Origin of the sequence: Gordonia sp. SMJS1 (assembly GCF_029866425.1) — a bacterium.
Taxonomy (GTDB): domain Bacteria; phylum Actinomycetota; class Actinomycetes; order Mycobacteriales; family Mycobacteriaceae; genus Gordonia; species Gordonia hongkongensis.
On sequence record NZ_CP123381.1, the window covers coordinates 2,352,891 to 2,373,626 of the forward strand.

The following is a 20,736-nucleotide window of genomic DNA, read 5'->3' on the forward strand; positions in this document are numbered from 1 at the left end:
TGCAACTGTCGAGCGTGACATGCGGCCTCCTGACTTGAGTGCGTTCACTGGGTCCAACGCCCTTGTGTGGGCGATAGTTCCCGAGAGTGGTTCGGAGCAAACCTCGCCGAGGCTTGGTGACCTGCGCATTCTTTTTCGCGACTCGACAACCGGCTGAGAAGTTGCTGAGATGTCGCGCGCGGGGGAACCCGAGGGAACGCGGGAACGCACGGGGCCGCGGTGCCGACCCGTCTGGTCCGGAGGTGTCAGGCGCGGGGGTCGTCGGGATCGACGACCTGCCCGTCGATGGTGCGCGACAGCTGGTGGTCGGTGCCGGTATCGGTCAGTGCCGGGGGTCCGACGACGTGATGGTCGGCGCCGTACTTGTACTGGGGGACCTCGCCGCGCTTGCGCGGCGGACGGTCGTTGGCGATCAGGACCGCCGCCCATGGCAGCGGGATGGAGATCGCGACGATGGCCAGCGCCAGTAGTCCGGACCCGGTGATGCCGTAGGCGATACCGGCGATGACGAGCGCCGGCACGCGGAAAGCCATGAGGAACAGATACTTACGCACACGCGCTCGGTGCTGGGCCTCGAGCGAGTCCGGTGCGTCGGTGATCAGGTACGCCTCGGCGCCCGGACGTTTCGACGCGGGATGTCCGTGCTCGTCGACGTGCGGCGACGTGCTGTTGCGGCCGTGCTGTCCGCGAGCGGACTCACCCATGGATTCCCATTGTTCGAACACCCTCTCCACTGTCCTCCTTTTGGCGGTCTATTGCACCCGCCGCCGGGAGCGTAGTGAGCGGGGCGAATCGGGTCCCGCCGCCGGGAGCGTAGCGAGCGGGGCGAATCGGGTCCCGCCGCCGGGAGCGTAGCGAGCGGGGCGAATGAGCACTCGGGTGTTCCGTCGGCCCGGTTGTGACGCACAATGGACGAATGGGAACCGAAACCATCGAACGCCCGGACCTCGACGAATGGTCCGACACCAAGACCGACGAGCGTCCCGATGCCGACGCGACCGACCGGGGTGACGACGACCGCCCCAAGTTCTTCCACTACGTGAAGAAGAACAAGATCGCCGAGAGTGCGGTCATGGGTAATCATGTCGTCGCCCTCTGCGGCGAGACCTTCCCGGTCACGCGGTCGGCCAAGCCCGGGTCGCCGGTCTGCCCGAAGTGCAAGAAGATCTACAACAAGATGCGCAAGTGACGCGAGGCGGCTGATCGGCGGGCGTCGCCGGTCAGCCGCGGTCGCGGTGCCGCGCCTGCCGGCGGATCGGGCCGGAGGACAGCCGGTCGGGCAGGGTCCGGAGTTGGCCGGTGAAGTCGGAGGTCTGGGAGTTCACCCAGTGCCGGACCTGCGTGGTGGTCGACGCCTTCGCGGGCCAGAATTGTTGCACGGCCGCGTTGAACTCGGCGCCGATCACGATGCCGAAGCCCAGCGAAAACGTGAAGAGCAGGAACGCGATCGGTGTGGCCAGCGCCCCGTAGGAGACCCCGGCCTCGGTGATCTTGGTCAGATAAATGCGCAGCACGTAGCTCGCGACCCAGAAGAACACGCCGGCCACGATCGCCCCGCCGATGAGCCGATGCCACGGCAGGGGATTGGGCAGCGCGAGGTGGTAGAGCGTCGTCAGGACGAACAGCAGGAGGACGGCGACGAACGGGAAGTAGCCGTAGTCGATGAGGGTGGTGACGAACGATCCCCACGACTCCGGCACGATCGCGCGCAGGTAGTTCGGTCCGAGCGCGACGAGGGGCAGCAGGAACACCGCGACGCTCAGGAAGCCGACGTAGAGGAACAGCGCGAAGAACCGCTGCCACACCGGGTGTCGGACCTCGTGCTGGTCGTGTGCGTGCGCGATCGAGGCGATGAAGCACGAGACGGCCGACGATCCCGCCCACAATGAGATGACGAACCCGACCGACATGAGGCCGATCCGGCCGCGCCCGAGCACGCTGTCGACCGTCGGGGTGATCAGGTCGTCGACGACCGTGGGGGTGAAGGTCCGGCCGGCGAGGTCGATGATGCGGGCGTAGACGACGTCGACGGTGTCGGGGCCGAACCAGCCGGCGACGTAACCGACCGAGCCGAGCAGACCCAGCAGCAGCGGCGGCAGCGACAGCGCCTGCCAGAACGCGGCCTGTGCGGCCCAGCCGATGATCCCGTCGTCCCAGGACTTGACGATCGTGCGCCAGACCACGCGATGAATGTTCGGCAGGACCGGCAGGCCCGGTCCGGACGCCGCCTCGGTTCGTTCCGGATCGTCGTTCCCGGTCTTCTCCGACCCAGCGTCCGGTTCGGTCGACCCCTTCGCGCCGCGGAGGACTTCGACGTCCCCGGAGGCCGGGGCGGACCGCAGCGGCGCGCGCAGGGGTTCGGTCGCGGCCCCGACATCGGCGAGTGGGTCGCCGATCGGCGCGGTGACCGCAGTCGACACGGGACCCGGCGGGACGGCGGGCGGGCTCGCGGCAACCACCGACGACGGGTCGTCGGCCAGTGGGACCGGATTCCTCTTGCGCGTTGTGATGTGTTCAATATCCCCGATCGGGAGGCCGATTGGGTACCCGGGTCACCAGGCGAGTCGTTCGGATCGCCCACGGGCGCCCGTCGCGGCGGACGCCGCGGCCCGGTGTCGGGATGCGGGAGCTGTCGCGCTTCGGCGGTACCATTGGCGGGTCCCCTCGGGCGCGGGCCCCGCACGCGAGGGGTCGTTTCATGTCCGGCCGGAAACCCGCACGCGTGGAGGAGCAGCCCAGAAGGTGACGTCAGCCGAACCCTCCGGATCCACCGCCGGCCCGAAACTCCAGCTCCGCGCCTGGCAGCGTCGTGCGCTGACCAAGTACCTGACGCAGAAGCCGAAGGACTTCCTCGCCGTGGCGACGCCGGGCGCCGGCAAGACGACGTTCGGCCTGCGTATCGCCCGCGAACTCCTCGATGACCGCACCGTCGACAAGATCACCGTGGTCGCCCCGACCGAACACCTCAAACACCAGTGGGCCGAGGCCGCCGCGCGGGTCGGGATCGCGCTCGACTCCCGGTTCACCAACGCCGCCGGACAGACCAGCTCGGACTTCCACGGCGTCGTCGTCACCTATGCACAGGTGGCCGCCCATCCGGCCCGGCACCGGGTGCGCACCGAGAACTATCGCACCCTGGTCATCCTCGACGAGATCCACCACGGTGGCGATGCCAAGTCGTGGGGCGAGGCGATCCGGGAGGCCTTCGACGACGCCGAGCGCCGGCTCCTGCTGACCGGTACACCCTTCCGCTCCGACGACTCGCCGATCCCGTTCGTCACCTACGAACCGGAGGCCGGCGGGCATCAGCGCTCCAAGGCCGACCACACCTACGGCTACGCCGACGCACTGAAGGACGGCGTCGTCCGTCCGGTCGTGTTCCTCGCCTACTCCGGTGAGGCCAGCTGGCGCGACAGCGCGGGCGAGGAGTACACCGCCCGGCTGGGTGAACCGCTCTCCGCGGAGCACACCACCCGCGCCTGGCGTACCGCGCTGGACGCCCACGGCGACTGGATTCCGGCGGTCCTCACCGCCGCACACACGCGGCTGGGACAGCTCCGTGCGACCGGCACACCGGATGCGGGCGGGCTGGTCATCGCCACCGATCAGACCGCGGCCCGCGACTACGCCGAACTCCTCACCGCCATCACCGGCAAGCCGCCGACGCTGGTGCTCTCCGACGACCCGAAGTCGTCGTCGAGGATCGGCCAGTTCGCCGCGTCCACCGACGAGTGGATGGTGGCGGTCCGCATGGTGTCCGAGGGTGTCGACGTCCCCCGCCTGGCCGTGGGTGTGTACGCCACCAGCTCGTCGACGCCGCTGTTCTTCGCCCAGGCCATCGGACGATTCGTGCGATCGCGTCGTCCGGGTGAGACCGCGAGCGTCTTCCTGCCGTCGGTCCCGGTGCTGCTCGACCTCGCCAGCCAGATGGAGGTCGAACGCGATCACGTGCTCGGCAAGCCGCACCGCGAGAGCGACGGCCTCGACGACCAATTGCTGATCGACGCCAACAAGCAGGAGGACGAGCCGGGGGAGGACGAGCCGAAGTTCCAGTCGCTGCATGCCGACGCCGAACTCGATCAGGTCATCTTCGACGGCACCTCGTTCGGCACGGCCACGTTCGCCGGTAGCGACGAGGAGTCGGACTATCTGGGGTTGCCCGGGCTGCTCGATGCCGACCAGGTGCGTGCCCTCCTGCGCAAACGCCAGGAGGAACAGGTCACGGCGCGGACGGTCGCGTCGTCCTCGGAATCGTCGGCTGCCGAGCCGCCCACTCCCGGCCGGCCGGCGGGAACCACCGGCGAGAACCTGCACGCCCTGCGTAAGGAACTGAACACGCTCGTCGCGATGCATCATCACCGCACGGGCAAACCACACGGCATGGTGCACAACGAGTTGCGGACTCGGCTGGGCGGGCCGCCGACCGCGATGGCGAGCGCCGATCAGCTGAAGGAACGGATCGCCGCACTGCGCGAGTGGCGCTGATAGACACTGCGCGAGTGGCGCTGACAGAGGCTTCGCAGCGGCGCTGGTCGGGCGGGCCGGAACAGGCCCCGGACACGACAGAGCCCGGCCGGATTGTTCCGGCCGGGCTCTGTGCGCGTAGGGAAAGCCCGCGTTCGATCGTCGGAGGTGTCAGACCAGCTCGCCGGCGGATTCGACGACGGTGGCGCTCAACTCGACAAGGCGGGCCTCGTGCTCGTTGAAGTGGTGGCGGCAGAAGAGAAGTTCGCCGCCCTTGGGCAGGACGGCCCGTACCTTGGCTGCGGCGCCGCAGCGATCGCAGCGATCGGCGGCAGTGAGCGGCAGGTAGATCGGGGCTGTGGTGGCGATGTCAGTCATGGTTCGTTCCTCCGTCCCGGTCCGGCGCCGGGTGTCCGGTCGCCTTCCCTTCGAGCCGACACATCCGGGCGATGCGTCAACCTCACTCTGTCAGACGCTCGGGGCGTTCGTATTGTTCCGAGGGTGCTCTCGGTGTGTCGTCACTCACCGTTTACACCAGGCAACAACTCAACAACGATCGCCCGAACGCAATGCGACCCGGCCATGGGGCCGGGTCGCACCACTCTACGCGTTGTGCGCGGGACGAGTCGTTCGGTCAGCTCGTCCGCGTGGGGGTGTGTGTTCCGCTCGCACCCGCATCGGGTTCGGGTGCGGACTCGGCGGCCGGGATGTCCGACGTCGACGTTCCCTCGGAGCCGGGGCGTTCCGCGCCCTCGGCGCCCACGAGCGCCTCTTCCTGCTCCTCGCGGAAATGGGTGACCGCGTCGGAGGACTCGTTCTCCCGGTCGCGCAGGTACTCGCGGAGCGAGTAGGCGAACGCCGCGGCCCAGGCGATGGCGATCACGATGTAGAAGACGTTGCGCACCGAGCCGGGGGCGTCGATGAAGTCGCTCTTCAACAGACTGCGGGTGTTCGTGAGGACGATCAGGCCGCCGACCGAGGCGCCCAGCAGACGCGGCGGGATGTGACGCACGAGCCAGGCCGCGATCGGTGCGGCGATCACGCCGCCGACGAGGATGGCGGCGACCCATGCGAAGTTGATTCCCTGCGAGCCGAGACTGAACAGGAAGCCGAGGCTCGCGGCGACGGCGATGATGAACTCGCTCGTGTCGATCGAACCGATCACCTTGCGGGGCTCGAGACGGCCGCTGGCCAGGATGGCCGGGGTGCCGACCGGACCCCAACCGCCGCCACCGGTGGCGTCGACGAATCCGGCGACGAATCCGAGCGGGCTGAGGAATCGCTTGCGCAGCGGCTTGCCGAGGTTGTGGCGGGGGATGCCCTGGAAGGTGAACCGCACCAGGATGTAGAGCCCGAGCAGCAGCAGGATCACGGCCATGACCGGCGCGGCGGTCTCGGTGGAGAGACTCGACAGGATCGTGGCGCCGAGGAAGGCGCCGATGGCTCCCGGAATCGCGATACGGCGCACGACGCGCCAGTCGACGTTCCCGAACTTCCAGTGCGAGACGCCGGAGACCAGCGTCGTGCCGATCTCGGCCAGGTGCACGGTGGCCGAGGCGGCAGCCGGGTTGGTACCGATGGCGAGGAGGAGGGTCGTGGTGGTGACGCCATAAGCCATGCCGAGACTGCCGTCGACGAGCTGAGCAGCGAAGCCGACGAGGCCGATCAGGACAATCGTTCTCATAGTGGGTCTTTCCGGGAAGTCACGCCGTCAGGGACGTGACGAGGCTGGGGCAGGCACTCAGTGCCCGCGACGAAGTGGAACGCGGAAGAGGGGAATCGCAGGTGGCGTTCTCGCCCTCGGGTGGGGTCTGTCGCGTCACAGACACAGCATCGATGCTGTGCGCAGCAGGTCGACGGTGGCACGACGCACCAGCATGGCGCCGCGTCTGCTCCCGGTCACTGCGTAAGTCACCGCGCCATCCTATGTAGTGCGTCCCCGAAAGCCCGAGAATCCGGTCGTGTCCAAATCGGAGCGCGCAGAACTATTGACAGATCGATGTCTATGTGGATGACACAACGACATCGCCCCCGGAACCGTGAGGTTCCGGGGGCGATCAGGGTGTTGTCGTCACCGACTAGTCGAGATAGTCACGCAGGACCTGCGAGCGCGACGGGTGGCGCAGCTTCGACATCGTCTTCGACTCGATCTGACGGATGCGCTCGCGGGTCACGCCGTAGACCTGCCCGATCTCGTCAAGGGTGCGGGGCTGGCCGTCGGTCAGTCCGAAGCGGAGGCGGACCACGCCGGCCTCACGTTCGGACAAGGTCTCGAGCACCGACTGCAGTTGATCCTGCAACAGCGTGAAGCTGACCGCGTCGACCGCGACGACGGCTTCGGAGTCCTCGATGAAGTCGCCGAGCTGGCTGTCGCCCTCATCGCCGATGGTCTGGTCCAGCGAGATGGGTTCCCGGGCGTACTGCTGGATTTCCAGCACCTTCTCCGGGGTGATGTCCATCTCCTTGGCGAGTTCTTCCGGCGTCGGCTCGCGGCCGAGGTCCTGGAGGAGTTCACGCTGGATGCGACCGAGCTTGTTGATGACCTCGACCATGTGCACCGGGATACGGATGGTGCGGGCCTGGTCGGCCATGGCGCGGGTGATCGCCTGACGGATCCACCAGGTGGCATACGTCGAGAACTTGTAGCCCTTGGTGTAGTCGAACTTCTCGACCGCGCGGATCAGACCGAGGTTGCCCTCCTGGATGAGATCCAGGAACGCCATGCCGCGGCCCGTGTAGCGCTTGGCCAGCGACACGACGAGGCGCAGGTTCGCCTCGAGCAGGTGGTTCTTGGCGCGGTTGCCGTCGCGGGAGATCCAGTTCAGGTCACGCTTCTGGGCGGTGCTGAGCTTCTCGCCGGCATCCATGATGCGCCGAAGACGTTCGGTGGCGAACAGTCCGGCCTCGATGCGCTTGGCGAGTTCGACCTCTTCCTCGGCGTTGAGGAGGGCGACCTTGCCGATCTGCTTCAGGTACGCGCGGACACTGTCGGCGGAGGCGGTGAGCTCGGCGTCCTTGCGGGCCTGACGCAGCGCCTCGGACTCCTCTTCGTCCCAGACGAAGTCGCCGGACTTCGCGGCGGCGGCCTCGTCCTTGGACGCGGCCTTCGCGGCGGCCGGGGTTGCGCCGCCGGCGGCGGGCGCGGTCGCCTCCTCGGACTCGTCGTCGTCCTCCGACTCGTCCTCGGAGTCGTCGTCGTCGACCTCCAGGTCGTCGTCGATCTCGACGTCCTCGAGTTCGGCGTCGGGACCGTCGATGTCGTCGATCGAGTCCGGGTCGTCGGGCTCGGCGTTCGGATCGTCGCCGGAACCCTCCGCGGACGCGGCCTTCTTGGCGGCCTTCTTCGGTGCCGCCTTCTTGGTGGCCTTCTTCGCCGGGGCCTTCTTGGCGGGGGCCTTGCGGGCAGCGGTCTTCTTCGCAGCCTTCTTGGCGGTTCGCTTCGCCGGGGCGTCGGTCGCGGCTGGGGTCGACTCCGTCGACTCGGCCTCTGCATCACCCTGGTGGGTCGTGATGGCTGCCACGTACAACCTTTCGAACTGTCTTCTGTGGTGTCTTCTGTCGTCTGTCACCAGACGCGACACGGCAGCATGAGCCGCCGTGGACGAGGTCTTGGTTTCTCGGTTGGAATGACCGGTGACGACCATTGTAACGACATCGCCGTCCCCGGTGTGTCAAAGCCCTGGTCACGCCCTGCGCGGCGTCACGTCTTCAGCCCCTGGGACACTGCCATGGCCGCACCGACGATGCCGGCGGTGTTCAACAGCGTCGCCGGTACCACGGGCGTCTTGTTGGTCAGCAGCGGAATCCACTTGTCGGACTTGCGGCTGATACCGCCGCCGGCGATGAAGAGATTCGGCCAGAACAGCGCCTCGTAGGTCTTGAGGACCTCGGAGACCTTCTCGGTCCACTTCTCGTACGACCAGCCCTTCTCCTCGCGGACACGCGAAGACGCCTGGTGCTCGGCCTCCTTCTTGCCGACCTGTAGGTGACCGAGCTCGGTGTTGGGCACGAGGGTGCCGTTGATCAGGATCGCCGACCCGATACCGGTTCCGAACGTCAGCAGCATCACGACCCCCGCGACGCCCTTGCCCGCGCCGTACGCGTCCTCGGCCATACCCGCGGCGTCGGCGTCGTTGAGGACCGACACCTGCCTACCGCCGAGGTGTCCGCTGAAGAGGTCGTAGACGTCGGTGCCGATCCAGGCCTTGTCGATGTTCGCCGCCGTGCGCATGATCCCGTCGGTCACGACCCCGGGGAGGGTGACACCCACCGGGCCGGTCCAGTCGAAATGCGCGACCACCTCGGCGACGCCCCGGGCCACGGCCTCGGGTGTCGCGGGCTGCGGGGTGAGCACCTTGAACCGTTCGCCGACGAGTTCACCGGTGTCGAGATCGACGATGCCGCCCTTGATCCCGGAACCGCCGACGTCGACCCCGAAACCGAGGTTCGTCGGAGGTGTCGGATCATCGGGGCCGGCGACATCGGAGTCGGACGATCCGGGGACGGACGTGTCGGTCATGGCGGGCTCCCTGTCCGGGTCGGTGTCTGAGGGTGGGGGCAATCCGAGACCAGCCTATTCACGCGACCGGCGCAACGCCCGTCATCGCAACGCATGTCGACACGATTCGACCACGCAAGGGGAGAGATCGGTCACCGCGATCGGTGGTGCGCACCGGCCATGTGCTCACATGGAGGGCGTGGATCAGACAATTCCGGTGGACGAGCTCGCCGCGGTCGCCGGCGCCGTGGCCCGGGAGGCCGCCGCGCACGTACGTCGCCGCCGGCCCGAATTGTTCGGTGCGACACCGGGACACGGCGAGCCGCCGCAGCCCGCCGCGGTGAATTCCACCGTGCAGCCCGTCTCGACGAAGTCGACGGTGCAGCCTGTGTCGACGAAGTCGACGGAAACCGATCCGGTCACCCTCGCCGACACCGAGACCGAACGCCTGATCCGCTCCCTGCTCCGTGAGGCGCGCCCCGACGACGAGGTGCTGGGCGAGGAGGACGGCGGGAGCCGGGCGGTGCCATCCGGTGTCCGGTGGGTGGTCGATCCGATCGACGGGACCGTCAACTTCATGTACGGCGTGCCGGCCTATGCGGTGTCCATCGCGGCCCAGGTCGACGGACAGTCGGTCGCCGGGGTCGTCGTCGACGTCGCCCGCGACGTCACGTACGGCGCGACCCTCGGCGGGGGAGCGTGGGCGGCGGACTCCGCCGGGGTACGCCGGCCGCTCCGCTGCAATCCGGTCGACAGGGCCGAACTGGCGCTCGTCGCAACGGGTTTCGGGTACGACGCGGCGCGCCGCCGGCAGCAGGGACGCATCGTCGCCGAACTGCTCCCTCGTGTCCGCGACGTCCGACGCATCGGCGCCGCGGCCCTCGACCTCTGCATGGTCGCGGCCGGCGCGGTCGACGCCCACTACGAACACGGTCTGAGCCCGTGGGACTGGGCCGCCGGCGGGCTGATCGCCGCCGAGGCCGGCGCCGTCGTCCAGACTCCGCCACCGGATTCACGGGCCGACGAGGGTCACATCACCGTCGCTGTCGCGCCCGGGGTGGCCGACGAATTCCTCGCGCTGCTCGACGAATTCGACGCCCGCAGCCCGCTCACCTGACGGCACTCCCGCGTCTCGCCATGGGGTCGGCGGCCGCCGCACGGCGCTTGGAGGTCAGCAGGGGGCGGAGTGCACGGCCTCGACGAGGACCGGGTCGACACCACTCGCCGGATTCTTCGGATCCGCCGACCGCAGCGCCTCCAGGGCGGCCTGCGCGTCCTGCGACATCTCGCCACCCGAGTGGTGGACCCCGAGTGCGACGTCGATGGCCGTACCGCGCCGGCCGTCGTCGACCAACTGGGCGCACGGGAACGCCAGCCACGTGGCCGCCGCCGCCGCGCGACCGGCCGGCCCGAACCGGATCTGTGCGACACAGTTGAGATCCCGGTTGGGATAGACCGGGTCATCGGCGTACGGCGTGTCCGGCACCGGGCTGAACCCCTGCGCGGTCAGGTCGTCGGACACCGTGCGGGCCGCGCCTCGTTCGTCGGAGGCGTTGAGGACGCGGACGCCGAAGGTCGACAGCGGGGCCGGAGCGACTCCGAGCATCTCGTCCCGTCCGACGACGGTGAGGGTCGGCGGGGCCGGCGGAGGTGGCGCGCCCGCTTCCACCGACGTCGGCGGAGTAGGTTGATTGCACGCTGTCGGAACGGATTCGGACTCGCCGCCGCCCAGCGCAACCGCCCACACCACCACGCCGACGACCATCAGGACGACGACCGTGACGATCGCCGGTGCGTAGCGCCGCCGACGGTAGGGTCGGCCCTGCTCGTCGGTCGGATAGCCGACCGTAATCTTCGACACCACCGTGGACTGACTCCTCACTGGGCGTTGCGTGACCTCGGATCACTGTAGAGGGTGACCCCGCAGTGCCCCGCGAGCCTCGCCGGGAGCGGTACGACTGGGGTGTACCGGGGCAATGGATCGGGCGCCGAACCGAAACTTACCGACGAGTTGGGTCCCGGGTATTGACCTTCGATAGCGTGTCGACTATGCTTCGGGCGCCCGCGCTTCCAGACCCGGGGTGCGCCCGATATGAAACCGTGATCGAAATCACGCAATACGTCTGATCCTCTGGTACGAATCTCGCCCGAGACGACGTTGCAGTGACCCCATCGGTAAGACAATCCCGGCGGAGTCGTGCGCAATAACACCGGGTGGCGACGTCAGCGCCGTCACCGTGAGCGCCCCTCACACTCTCGACAAGTTAGGCAAGGAATGGCTACAGATTACGACGCGCCACGACGGACGGAGACCGAGGACCTCAACGAGGACTCGCTCGAAGAACTGAAGGCTCGACGCAGCGAGGCGCAGTCCTCGGCAGTGGATGTCGACGAGAGTGATACCGCGGAGTCCTTCGAACTCCCGGGCGCCGATCTCTCGGGCGAGGAACTGTCCGTGCGTGTCATCCCCAAGCAGGCCGACGAGTTCACCTGTACCAGCTGCTTTCTCGTCTACCACCGCAGCCGGTTGGCCGAGGAGAACGGAAGCTCGCTCATCTGCGTCGACTGCGCGTGAGATGAACTGAGTCCAGCTGTCACAGCTGATGAAGGGGGCCGACGCCGAATACGGCGCGGCCCCTTCGTCGTGTCTCGGGTAGAGAGTCGTGCCCGGGTCAGGCGGTGGGTGCGGGACGGTCGGCCGCGGCGTCGTCGACGCCCAGCGCCGCAAGGAGTTCGGCGGGCCGACGTGTCGAGACCAGCCAATACGGTGTCGGGTCGTCGGGGTCGTCGAGCACGATGAGGACCATCGTCTTCACCCAGGAGCGGTGCACGAGATAGGCCGCCGGGTCGAGCTGCCGCCCGAGTGCGGCGCTCTTCGCGGTCGCCGGGACCGTCGCCGCCCGCGCGACGACGGCGCGCGGCAGGACCGCACGGTGGGCATGCAGCTCCCGATCCGCGGTCACCCGGATGCGGGTACGGCTCATCGACCACAGCATCACGACGCACAGCACGCCGGTGGCCACGTATCCGATGATGCTCCAGGCGCTCCCGCGCGCCGACAGCTGGATCTCGTAGCCCACCACGCCGGTGAGGACCACGGCTGCCAACCACCACCACCACGGCACGTACAGGCGCTCGTCGAACAGATCGGCGGTCGAGTCGGTGACGCCGGCGTTCCGCCCGGTGGGTGCGGGGGAGGCGTCCGAGGGTCCTCCGGGGCGCTCGGGCGAATGATCTGCGGTCACGTGACCAGCGTAGTCTGCCTGCGTGGCCTCAGATCTCCCCCCCCGCGCACCCCGCTGACCCGGCGCCGATCGCGCTCCGACGCCTCGATCCCGACCTACCGCTGCCGACCAGGGCGCACCCCGGGGACGCGGGGGTCGATCTCTATTCGACGATCGATCTCGAACTGCCCGCCGGACGCCGTCAACTCGTCGGGACCGGGATCGCCGTGGCGTTGCCGATCGGCACCGTGGGGCTGATCCACCCGAGGTCGGGACTGGCCGCCCGGGCCGGCCTGTCGGTCGTGAACACCCCCGGCACCATCGACGCGGGCTATCGCGGGGAGATCAAGGTCTGTCTGATCAACCACGATCCGGAGCAGACGATCTCCATCTCGCGGGGAGACCGCATAGCCCAGCTGATCGTGCAGCGCGTCGAGCTGCCCGACTTCGTCGAGGTCGACGAACTCGACGACACCGCACGCGGCGACGGCGGGTACGGATCGAGCGGGGGATCGGCGATTCTCGCCTGACCGCTGCGGTGAACCGTCGCCCGGGGCTCTCCCCGACGGGAGTCGATTAGTGTTTCCCGTGTGTCCGGCGGATCGCTGTCGCCGGCGGTGACGAACGAGGAGTGACGCGATGGCACAGGACGGATCAGAGGAGCTGCGGGTCGGTCAGGCGCGCGGCCCCTACGACATCGACGCACTGGCGACCCGGCCGCAGGAGCTCGAGAACTCCCATCTGGACCTCGGATCGGTGCTGGTCCCGGTGGTCGAGGGCGGACAGGTCACCGTCGAGATGTCCGAGGCCCACCAGCCGCAGAACGTGTACCTGGTGACCCCCATCGGCCGGATCTCGGTGAGCGCCTTCGCCGCACCCAAGTCCCCCGGGATGTGGCGTGAGGTGGTCCGTGAGCTGGCCGCTTCCCTCCGCGACGACGGCGCGGCCACGAGTGTCGAAGACGGGCACTGGGGGCGTGAGGTGGTCGCCGAGACGGACGGTGCGACCCACCGGTTCATCGGGGTCGACGGCCCGCGCTGGCTCGTCCGGTGCGTGGGCAGCGGACCCACCGAGCATGCGGACGACCTCGCACGGTTGAGCCGCGCCGTACTGGCCGAGACGGTGGTCCGACGCGGGTCCGAGCCGTTCCCCCCGCGGGATCCGCTGCCCGTCGTGTTGCCGCCGGTGCTCGCCGAGCAGGTCGCGGCCGCCCAGCAGCAGATGTTCGCCGGCCCCCCGGCCGGACAAGAATCCCCGGACCCCTCCGCCCAGAACCCCACCGCCCCGAACCCCACCGCACAGGACGCGGGCCCGGGTGCCGCGACCACCGAGGACGCGACCGACGATTCGGTACCCGTTGCCGGGGGTGCGCTCGATCAGGTAGCCCACGCCACCGTCTATGGGGAGAACGCCTACCGCGACGAGCCGGAGGCGGCCGCCGCCCCGGAAGTGGAGTCCGCGGCTCCCGCCGATCCCGAGGTCGACGAGGAGCCGTTGCCGCCGTCGTCGGGCTCGGCGATGCAGCGCTTCCGCCGCCGCCGCTGAAGCTCCGGCCACACCGGGCTCCGATCACCCCGGCGGGTCGGTGAGTGCGACAAGCCCGGCCCGGAGCTCGTCTCCCAGCACACCCGGATCGTGGCCCCAGTCGTCGAGCGTGATCTCGACGAGGGTCGATTGCGGTGCGGCAGCATGCCATTCGCGGGCGACGGCGATGGGGTGGACCGGATCGTCGGCGGCCGCGACGATGGCCAGCGGCACCGTGAGCCCGGCGATCTCGGCCGGCGTCGGCGCCCGATGACGAGCCGCCTCGCGCAACATGCCGGCGAGGCCCGGGTACAGACCCCGCCACGACCGGGTCAGTTCCGCGGCCAGCCAGGCCGGGCTGCTGCTCGCCATCGCCGCGATGGTCGCCTCGAGTCCGTCGCGTTCGAGCGCCTCGGCGGTGGCGCCGGCACTCGCGGCCGCGGGTGCCGAGTGGGCGTCGCCGCTCCATGCCGGCAGTGCGGCGAGCACCCCGGCGCAGCGTCGGTCGGTGTCCTGCAGGGCCCACTCGAGCGCGATCGCGGCCCCGATCGACACCCCGCCCACGAGGATCGAGCGGTGGGCTCCGGCGGCCCGCTCCAGCCCGCGGAGGTGGCCGTCGATCAACGGCGTTGTCGGGTCCAGCGCGATGAGCTCTACCTCCAGGTCAGCTGCGGCGCGCTGAAAGGAACGGGTGACGTGATCGGCGTCGGAACCCGTTCCGGGTATGCCGACCAGAGCCGTCGGGCGAGGGCGGTGCGGACCGTCGGTGCCAGGCATCAGGGCATCATCCCCTAGTGGTGTGTCTCGAAAAGAGGCGGCCGATATCCGGTGGAGCGATCGGTGGTCTGGCAAGGCGGAGGAGGGAGGGATAGCGGAGCTATCTCGACCGACGACAACGCGGCCAGGCGCCGATCGAACGGCGGAGACCAGTCGCCTGTTTCTGAGACACACCACTAAGGTGTCCCGAGGCCCCCGCGCAGACCTGGACAGCGGGGGTCCGGCGACCACGGAATGGCCCCGCGGTCGCCGACGTTGTCACTGGCCGAGGCCGAGGTCTACGCTGGCGGGCAGGTCACCGATCACTCGTTCGGCGACCCACGGACACCGCTCTGTACAGCCCTGCGGTGCCGGCCGAAATCCATTGGGAGGGTCGAGATGCCCACTGCCGGCTATCTCAAACGACTGACCCGTCGGCTGACCGAAGATCTCGGTGACGCCGACGCAGAGAAGATCGCCGAGGAATCCAAGGCGACAGGCGCTCAGCGCGCGTCCGAGTGCTGCCGCGGTGACGAGGTCACCATGCACGGCGAACTGCGTGCCGTCGAGACCTGTTCGCGGTCGGCCAAGGCGGGGGTGAAGGCCGAGTTCTTTGACGGCTCCGACATCGTGATGCTGAAGTGGCTGGGCCGTAACCGCATCACCGGCATCGAGCCCGGCCGCAAGGTCACCGTCCGGGGCCGGCTCGCCGAGCAGGACGGCCACAAGGTGATCTACAACCCTTATTACGAGTTGCACGGCGTCGACGAGTGACCGGTCCGGTCCCCGAGCATCCGGCCTCGAGACAGCCGGACGCCGAACCGTCGGCACCCGGACAGTCAGCACCCGAGCAGGCGGCGCCCACGGTGCTCGAACAGATCGGTGGCGTCTCCGGCCTGGTCAATTCGACGGTGCCCGTCGTGGTGTTCGTCCCCGTCAACTCCTTCTTCGACCTCCGGACCGCCATCTACGCGGCGCTCGGCGTGGCGGCGCTGCTCTTCGTCGTACGGCTCGTGCGCCGCGAACCCCTGACCCCCGCGATCTCGGGTCTGCTCGGCGTCGCCATCTGCGTCTTCATCGCCGACCGGGTGGGGGATGCCAAGGGCTACTTCCTCTTCGGGATCTGGAGCACCCTCGTCTATGCGATCGTGTTCGCCGTCTCGATCCTGGTGCGGTGGCCCCTCATCGGGGTGGCCTGGCATCTGATCAACGGCGAGGGTTCCGGCTGGCGCAAGCAGCGTTCCATCCTCCGCGCCTACGACATCGCCACCGCACTGTGGGCAGTGCTCTTCGCGGCGCGCTACCTGACGCAGTCGGAACTGTACGACGACGGGGCCACCGGGTGGCTGGCGTTCGCGCGCATCGCGATGGGGTGGCCGCTGACCGCGCTCGTGGTGCTCGCGACGATCCTCCTGGTCCGCCGGGCACAGCGAGCCGAGGCGGCGCGCGCCGGCACCCCGCCGGACGCGGACGTCACCGCGCGATCTGCATAGCCTCGTAGAGGGCGGGCTCGGCCTCGGTGGGCGCGATGAAGACCAGTTCGTCGCCGCCCTCGAGGGGGTCGTCGCGCTGCGGGACGATGACGCGGCCGCCGCGCAGGATCGCGACGAGCGCGGCGTCGCGCGGCAGTTCCAGCTTCCGGACGGGCTTGCCGGCGAGGGGAGTGTTCGACGGCAGGGTGAGTTCGACGAGGTTGGCCTGCCCCTGACGGAACGTCATCAGCCGGACCAGATCGCCGACGGACACCGCCTCCTCGACCAGGGAGGCGAGCAGGCGCGGGGTCGAGACGGCGACGTCGACCCCCCAGTCCTCGCCGAACAGCCACTCGTTACGCGGGTCGTTGACGCGGGCGACGACCCGGTTGACGGCGAACTCGGTCTTCGCGAGCAGGCTCACGACGAGGTTGGCCTTGTCGTCGCCGGTCGCGGCGATCATGACGTCGTAGGTCTGTAGTTGCGCCTCTTCGAGATTGGCGAGTTCACACGCGTCGGCGAGCACCCAGCCCGCGCCGACGACCGCGTCGGTGTCGATGTGGCCGGCGTTACGCTCGAAGAGCGTGACCTCGTGGGCGTTCACCAGAAGTTCGCGGGCGATCGAGCGCCCGACCGCGCCGGCTCCGGCGATGGCGACCTTCACTTCGGGACTCCTTCGGCCCGGGTCATCCGGACTCGTTCTGGGTGAACGGCCGCGCAGCGACGCCGCGGGCGTTCTTGAGGTTGTCGAGCATGACCGCTCCGTAGACCACATCATCTTGTTGCAGAACGGTTTTCGCCTCGGGGAGGACCGGACGTCCGACGCGGCTGAGGAAGGCCACCCGCGCGCCGGTCTGCTCCTGGAACTTGCCGACCGAGATCCCGATCCACGAGTCGTCGACGTCGATCTGGGCGACCGCCAGCGAACCCGACGGGTCGCGCCACTCCATCGTCGTCGTCTCGCCGAGCGCCGAGACGAACCGCTCGGTCGTCCAGGGGACGGTCGCCACCGTGGGGATGCCGAGCCGCTCGTACACCTCGGCGCGCTTGGCGTCGTAGATCCGGGCGACGACGCGCTCGACGTCGAAGGTCTCGCGGGCCACCCGCGCCGAGATGATGTTCGAGTTGTCCCCGGAGGACACCGCGGCGAACGCGTCGGCGTGCTCGATGCCCGCCTTGACGAGGATCTCGCGGTCGAACCCGACCCCGGTGATCGTGCGGCCCGCGAAGTCGGGACTCAGCCGCACGAACGCGCTCGGATCCCGATCGATGATCGCGACGTCGTGTCCGCGCTTCTGCATCGACATCGCGAGCGCGGATCCGACCCGCCCACAACCCATGATGACCACCTGCACGGCATTCCTCTCCACACGCGGCTCGTCTGCCGCGAGTCGAACCTACCCGCCTCGGCGCCAACGCTCTAGGGTTGCCTGGTGTCCACCGTCTCCAAGGTGTCCGTCGCGACGAAACGCCTCCTGCTCGGCAGGCCTTTTCGCAGCGACACGCTCGGTCACACGCTGCTGCCCAAGCGGATAGCCCTGCCGGTGTTCGCCTCCGACGCGATGAGCTCGGTGGCGTACGCGCCGCAGGAGATCTTCCTGGTCCTGTCCGTCGCCGGCATCAGCGCGCTGGCGTTCACGCCGTGGGTGGCGATCGCCGTCGCCGTCGTCATGGCCGTGGTCGTCGCGAGCTACCGCCAGAACGTGCACGCCTATCCCTCGGGTGGCGGCGACTACGAGGTCGCGACCGTCAATCTCGGTCCCAACGCGGGCCTGACCGTCGGCAGCGCCCTGCTGGTGGACTACGTGCTCACGGTGGCGGTGTCGGTCACGTCGGCGGCGGAGAACATCGGTTCGGCGATCCCGTTCGTCGAAGAGCACAAGGTGTGGTTCTGCGTCGGTGCGATCATGCTGCTCGCCGCGGTCAACCTGCGTGGCATCAAGGAGTCCGGGGCCGTGCTCGCGATCCCGACCTACGGGTTCATCATCGGTGTCCTGGGCATGCTCATCTGGGGGTTTACCGAGATCTACGTGCTCGGTCAGGACATCCATTCCGAGACCGCCGACTTCGGCATCGTGCCCGAACAGGACAATCTCACCGGGCTGGCGCTGATCTTCCTCGTCGCCCGGTCGTTCTCCTCGGGCTGTGCGGCGCTCACCGGGGTGGAGGCCATCAGCAACGGGGTGCCGGCCTTCCGGAAACCGAAGTCGCGCAACGCCGCGACGACGCTGCTGCTGCTGGGTGCGTTCTCCATCACCCTGCTGATGGGCATCGTGCTGCTGGCGGAGAAGATCGGCGCGAAGTACGTGATGAACCCGGAGCAGGATCTCATCGGGGCGCCGGAGGGTTACCAGCAGAAGGCCATGATCGCCCAGCTGGCCCATGCCGTCTTCGACTCGTTCCCGCCGGCCTTCTTCTTCGTCGCCACCGTCACCGCGCTGATCCTGCTGCTGGCCGCCAACACGGCGTTCAACGGTTTCCCGGTGCTCGGCTCGGTACTCGCGCAGGACCGCTACCTGCCGCGCCAGTTGCACACCCGAGGCGACCGCCTGGCGTTCAGCAACGGCATCCTCTTCCTCGCGATCGCCGCGATCGTCTTCGTCGTCGCGTTCGGGGCGCAGGTGACAGCGCTGATCCAGCTCTACATCGTCGGCGTGTTCGTGTCGTTCACCCTGAGCCAGACCGGCATGGTGCGGCACTGGACCCGCCTGCTGCGTACCGAGACCGACCCGAGCGCGCGGCGTCGGATGATGCAGTCCCGGGTGGTCAACACGGTCGGCCTGGTGATGACCGCGACCGTCCTGGTCGTCGTCCTGATCACCAAGTTCACCGAGGGTGCCTACATCGCGGTGATCGCGATGGTCTCGCTGTTCGTGATCATGAAACTCATCCATCACCACTACGCGTCGGTGCAGCGCGAACTCGACCGCGCCGAGGACGACGACGAGGCCGTCCTGCCCAGCCGCACGCATTCGATCGTGCTCGTGTCCAGCCTGCACATGGCGTCCAAGCGGGCCCTGCGGTACGCGCGGGCCACCCGTCCGGACGTGTTGGAGGCGATCACGGTCAACGTCGACGACCGCGACACCCGCAAGCTCGTCTCGGAGTGGGAGGCCAGCGACATCACCGTCCCGCTGAAGGTCATCGCCTCGCCCTATCGCGAGATCACCCGGCCCGTCATCGAATACGTGCGCCGGGTGCGGCGTGAGTCGCCGCGCGACGTCGTGACCGTGTTCATCCCGGAGTATGTCGTCGGGCACTGGTGGGAGCAGATCCTGCACAACCAGTCGGCGCTGCGCCTCAAGGGCCGGCTGCTGTTCGAGCCCGGCGTGATGGTGACCTCGGTGCCGTGGCAGCTCACCTCGTCGGACCGGCGCAAGGAAGACCGCGCGTACTGGGCGCCGGGGGAGACCCGTCGTGCGCTCGGCGAACCCGAACGGCGACCGTGAGCGGCCCGGCAACACCGCGCCGGGTCGAGGTGACCGTCGACCGTCCGGCCAACGGCGGTGAGTCCGTGGGCCGCGCCGACGGCCGCGTCGTGTTCGTCCGCGGGGCGATCCCCGGCGAACGGGTGGTCGCCGACATCACCGACGACCGGCACGACTCGTACTGGCGGGCTGAGGTGGCGGAGGTGCTCGACGCCTCGCCGCACCGGGTGGCGCCGCGGTGTCCGGCGGCTGCGGCCGGGGCCGGGTGCTGTGATCTCGCGCACGTGACGCCCGACCATGCGCGGGACCTGAAACAGGATGTGCTGCTCGATGTCCTGGATCGCGTGGGTCGTCTACCGGGCGAGATCGTGGCCGGCACCGAGCTGGCGACCGACGGCGTGCGGCGTCTCGGGGACGCCGAGGTGGGGTGGCGAATCCGGACCCGCCTGGCCGTGGACGGCCGGGGGCGCCCGGGGCAGTCGGCGTTCCGCGGCCGCGGCGTCGTCACCGAGGCCTGCGTCCAGCCCGCCCCGGGAATGCTCGACGGACTCGCCGACCGCGGTTTCACCACGCACTCCGAACTCGCCGTCGTGCTCGACGCCGACGGCGCGCGCCACATCACCGAACTCGCGCCCGTGGCGGAGCCGCGCCGGGGCCGCGCCGACAGCCGGCGCCGGGCGCAGCAGAACCGCGCCCGGCACGCACGGCCTCGTGCCCAGCGGGTCGTCGAGGGCGAGGCGACGGCCGTCCAGCGGGTCGGCGGGCGGTCGTGGGACATTCCCGTCGCGGGGTTCTGGCAGGCGCATCGGAACGCGCCGCGGACCTATGCGGAGACCGTCGTCGACTTCGTCGGTGCGCATCTCGGGGGACCGCCGCGGGTGGCGTGGGATCTGTACGGCGGGGCAGGGGTGTTCGCGGGTGCACTGCTCGACGGCCCGGCCGGTGCGCCGGACACGGTGCACATCGTCGATTCGGATCCGGCCGCACTCGACGCCGCCGAGCGGGCCTTCGCCGGCGACGGCGATGGGGTGCACACCCACCGCGGGGAGGTGGCGGCCCGGATCACGGACCTCACCGCGCGGCCGGACGTCGTCGTCCTCGATCCCCCGCGTACCGGAGCCGGGGAACGGGTGATCGGGGCGATCGCCGACGCCCGGCCCGGCATCGTGGTCCACGTGGGCTGCGACGCCGCCCGATTCGCACGTGATCTCGGATACTTCGCCGCACGCGGATACCGTGTCGTCGACATACGCGGTTTCGACGCTTTCCCGCTGACACACCACGTGGAGGCGGTGGCCTGCCTCATTCCGGCCGCCGACGGGTGAGCGGGGCGCGCTCGCGAGGTCCGGATCCCGACGCGTCGGCCATCC

At 69.2% G+C, this 20,736-nt stretch carries 21 protein-coding genes; 10 read left to right on the top strand and 11 right to left on the bottom strand.

Annotated features, from left to right (window positions below):
• Positions 1 to 245: 245 nt before the first annotated feature.
• Positions 246 to 704 carry a DUF3099 domain-containing protein gene (locus QAD21_RS10745; protein WP_065628902.1) on the bottom strand — a complete coding sequence of 153 codons (459 nt, stop codon included), beginning with the start codon at positions 702 to 704 and terminating at the stop codon, positions 246 to 248.
• A gap of 212 nt (positions 705 to 916) precedes the next feature.
• Between QAD21_RS10745 and QAD21_RS10750 the strand changes: the two genes are divergently transcribed.
• The gene (locus QAD21_RS10750; protein ID WP_058250213.1) at positions 917 to 1,189 is read left to right on the top strand and encodes a DUF3039 domain-containing protein; all 273 of its coding nucleotides are present in this window, start codon (positions 917 to 919) and stop codon (positions 1,187 to 1,189) included.
• A 31-nt stretch (positions 1,190 to 1,220) separates the two neighbouring features.
• Here QAD21_RS10750 and QAD21_RS10755 read toward each other — a convergent pair whose 3' ends face one another.
• A complete protein-coding gene (locus QAD21_RS10755) occupies positions 1,221 to 2,459 on the bottom strand; it encodes a YihY/virulence factor BrkB family protein (RefSeq protein ID WP_065628901.1) in 1,239 nt (412 codons plus the stop codon).
• 283 nt (positions 2,460 to 2,742) lie between these two features.
• Here QAD21_RS10755 and QAD21_RS10760 point away from each other — a divergent pair, with 283 nt between their 5' ends.
• Positions 2,743 to 4,485 carry a DEAD/DEAH box helicase gene (locus QAD21_RS10760; protein WP_159370683.1) on the top strand — a complete coding sequence of 581 codons (1,743 nt, stop codon included), beginning with the start codon at positions 2,743 to 2,745 and terminating at the stop codon, positions 4,483 to 4,485.
• Between the two features lie 150 nt (positions 4,486 to 4,635).
• On the opposite strand, the gene QAD21_RS10765 is transcribed toward QAD21_RS10760, so the two are convergent.
• The 4 genes from QAD21_RS10765 to ppgK form a co-directional block, all read right to left on the bottom strand.
• Positions 4,636 to 4,842 carry a hypothetical protein gene (locus QAD21_RS10765; protein ID WP_004018852.1) on the bottom strand — a complete coding sequence of 69 codons (207 nt, stop codon included), beginning with the start codon at positions 4,840 to 4,842 and terminating at the stop codon, positions 4,636 to 4,638.
• A 256-nt stretch (positions 4,843 to 5,098) separates the two neighbouring features.
• Positions 5,099 to 6,148 carry a sulfite exporter TauE/SafE family protein gene (locus tag QAD21_RS10770; protein ID WP_068970903.1) on the bottom strand — a complete coding sequence of 350 codons (1,050 nt, stop codon included), beginning with the start codon at positions 6,146 to 6,148 and terminating at the stop codon, positions 5,099 to 5,101.
• Between the two features lie 394 nt (positions 6,149 to 6,542).
• Positions 6,543 to 8,108 carry an RNA polymerase sigma factor gene (locus tag QAD21_RS10775; RefSeq protein WP_137808735.1) on the bottom strand — a complete coding sequence of 522 codons (1,566 nt, stop codon included), beginning with the start codon at positions 8,106 to 8,108 and terminating at the stop codon, positions 6,543 to 6,545.
• A 56-nt stretch (positions 8,109 to 8,164) separates the two neighbouring features.
• Complete coding sequence (gene ppgK / locus QAD21_RS10780) at positions 8,165 to 8,983, bottom strand: polyphosphate--glucose phosphotransferase (RefSeq protein WP_277242943.1); 819 nt, start codon at positions 8,981 to 8,983, stop codon at positions 8,165 to 8,167.
• A gap of 169 nt (positions 8,984 to 9,152) precedes the next feature.
• On the opposite strand from ppgK, the gene QAD21_RS10785 reads away from it, so the two are divergent.
• The gene (locus tag QAD21_RS10785) at positions 9,153 to 10,079 is read left to right on the top strand and encodes an inositol monophosphatase family protein (protein ID WP_280361402.1); all 927 of its coding nucleotides are present in this window, start codon (positions 9,153 to 9,155) and stop codon (positions 10,077 to 10,079) included.
• Positions 10,080 to 10,133: 54 nt separating this feature from the next.
• On the opposite strand, the gene cei is transcribed toward QAD21_RS10785, so the two are convergent.
• Positions 10,134 to 10,826 (bottom strand): envelope integrity protein Cei, encoded by a 693-nt coding sequence (cei, locus tag QAD21_RS10790; protein ID WP_277242941.1) that lies wholly within the window; start codon positions 10,824 to 10,826, stop codon positions 10,134 to 10,136.
• A 411-nt stretch (positions 10,827 to 11,237) separates the two neighbouring features.
• On the opposite strand from cei, the gene QAD21_RS10795 reads away from it, so the two are divergent.
• Positions 11,238 to 11,537: a DUF4193 domain-containing protein gene (locus QAD21_RS10795; RefSeq protein ID WP_004018846.1), complete on the top strand. Its 300-nt coding sequence runs from the start codon at positions 11,238 to 11,240 to the stop codon at positions 11,535 to 11,537.
• A gap of 97 nt (positions 11,538 to 11,634) precedes the next feature.
• On the opposite strand, the gene QAD21_RS10800 is transcribed toward QAD21_RS10795, so the two are convergent.
• Positions 11,635 to 12,207 carry a DUF3093 domain-containing protein gene (locus QAD21_RS10800; protein ID WP_065628894.1) on the bottom strand — a complete coding sequence of 191 codons (573 nt, stop codon included), beginning with the start codon at positions 12,205 to 12,207 and terminating at the stop codon, positions 11,635 to 11,637.
• A gap of 32 nt (positions 12,208 to 12,239) precedes the next feature.
• Between QAD21_RS10800 and dut the strand changes: the two genes are divergently transcribed.
• Both dut and QAD21_RS10810 read left to right on the top strand, forming a co-directional pair.
• Positions 12,240 to 12,716, top strand: coding sequence for a dUTP diphosphatase (dut, locus tag QAD21_RS10805; RefSeq protein WP_280361678.1), 477 nt, complete (start codon positions 12,240 to 12,242; stop codon positions 12,714 to 12,716).
• A 109-nt stretch (positions 12,717 to 12,825) separates the two neighbouring features.
• Complete coding sequence (locus tag QAD21_RS10810; protein WP_205334525.1) at positions 12,826 to 13,731, top strand: DUF3710 domain-containing protein; 906 nt, start codon at positions 12,826 to 12,828, stop codon at positions 13,729 to 13,731.
• A 24-nt stretch (positions 13,732 to 13,755) separates the two neighbouring features.
• On the opposite strand, the gene QAD21_RS10815 is transcribed toward QAD21_RS10810, so the two are convergent.
• Entirely contained in the window at positions 13,756 to 14,487 is a 732-nt protein-coding gene (locus QAD21_RS10815; RefSeq protein ID WP_159370687.1) for an alpha/beta hydrolase, read from the bottom strand.
• Between the two features lie 378 nt (positions 14,488 to 14,865).
• Between QAD21_RS10815 and QAD21_RS10820 the strand changes: the two genes are divergently transcribed.
• Positions 14,866 to 15,240 (top strand): OB-fold nucleic acid binding domain-containing protein, encoded by a 375-nt coding sequence (locus tag QAD21_RS10820; RefSeq protein ID WP_004018839.1) that lies wholly within the window; start codon positions 14,866 to 14,868, stop codon positions 15,238 to 15,240.
• Between the two features lie 92 nt (positions 15,241 to 15,332).
• Positions 15,333 to 15,959 carry a DUF3159 domain-containing protein gene (locus tag QAD21_RS10825; RefSeq protein WP_238995087.1) on the top strand — a complete coding sequence of 209 codons (627 nt, stop codon included), beginning with the start codon at positions 15,333 to 15,335 and terminating at the stop codon, positions 15,957 to 15,959.
• Here the strand turns inward: QAD21_RS10825 and QAD21_RS10830 are convergent.
• Together QAD21_RS10830 and QAD21_RS10835 are read right to left on the bottom strand one after the other, a co-directional pair.
• Positions 15,940 to 16,602: a TrkA family potassium uptake protein gene (locus QAD21_RS10830; protein WP_205334454.1), complete on the bottom strand. Its 663-nt coding sequence runs from the start codon at positions 16,600 to 16,602 to the stop codon at positions 15,940 to 15,942. The genes QAD21_RS10825 and QAD21_RS10830 overlap by 20 nt on opposite strands.
• 22 nt (positions 16,603 to 16,624) lie before the next feature.
• Entirely contained in the window at positions 16,625 to 17,293 is a 669-nt protein-coding gene (locus QAD21_RS10835) for a TrkA family potassium uptake protein (protein WP_205334458.1), read from the bottom strand.
• 78 nt (positions 17,294 to 17,371) lie between these two features.
• On the opposite strand from QAD21_RS10835, the gene QAD21_RS10840 reads away from it, so the two are divergent.
• Entirely contained in the window at positions 17,372 to 19,387 is a 2,016-nt protein-coding gene (locus QAD21_RS10840; protein ID WP_137808743.1) for an APC family permease, read from the top strand.
• The gene (locus tag QAD21_RS10845; RefSeq protein ID WP_205334455.1) at positions 19,384 to 20,691 is read left to right on the top strand and encodes a TRAM domain-containing protein; all 1,308 of its coding nucleotides are present in this window, start codon (positions 19,384 to 19,386) and stop codon (positions 20,689 to 20,691) included. Before QAD21_RS10840 ends, QAD21_RS10845 begins: the two co-directional genes overlap by 4 nt.
• The last annotated feature ends 45 nt before the right edge of the window (positions 20,692 to 20,736 follow it).

Bases quoted from the DNA above. Each gene is read 5' to 3' on its own strand.
- QAD21_RS10795 (WP_004018846.1), top strand. From the start codon at position 11,238: ATGGCTACAGATTACGACGCGCCACGACGGACGGAGACCGAGGACCTC.
- QAD21_RS10775 (WP_137808735.1), bottom strand. From the start codon at position 8,108: ATGGTCGTCACCGGTCATTCCAACCGAGAAACCAAGACCTCGTCCACG.
- QAD21_RS10765 (WP_004018852.1), bottom strand. From the start codon at position 4,842: ATGACTGACATCGCCACCACAGCCCCGATCTACCTGCCGCTCACTGCC.
- QAD21_RS10815 (WP_159370687.1), bottom strand. From the start codon at position 14,487: ATGCCTGGCACCGACGGTCCGCACCGCCCTCGCCCGACGGCTCTGGTC.
- QAD21_RS10770 (WP_068970903.1), bottom strand. From the start codon at position 6,148: ATGAGAACGATTGTCCTGATCGGCCTCGTCGGCTTCGCTGCTCAGCTC.
- QAD21_RS10785 (WP_280361402.1), top strand. From the start codon at position 9,153: ATGGAGGGCGTGGATCAGACAATTCCGGTGGACGAGCTCGCCGCGGTC.
- QAD21_RS10820 (WP_004018839.1), top strand. From the start codon at position 14,866: ATGCCCACTGCCGGCTATCTCAAACGACTGACCCGTCGGCTGACCGAA.
- QAD21_RS10750 (WP_058250213.1), top strand. From the start codon at position 917: ATGGGAACCGAAACCATCGAACGCCCGGACCTCGACGAATGGTCCGAC.
- ppgK (WP_277242943.1), bottom strand. From the start codon at position 8,983: ATGACCGACACGTCCGTCCCCGGATCGTCCGACTCCGATGTCGCCGGC.
- QAD21_RS10745 (WP_065628902.1), bottom strand. From the start codon at position 704: ATGGGTGAGTCCGCTCGCGGACAGCACGGCCGCAACAGCACGTCGCCG.
- QAD21_RS10810 (WP_205334525.1), top strand. From the start codon at position 12,826: ATGGCACAGGACGGATCAGAGGAGCTGCGGGTCGGTCAGGCGCGCGGC.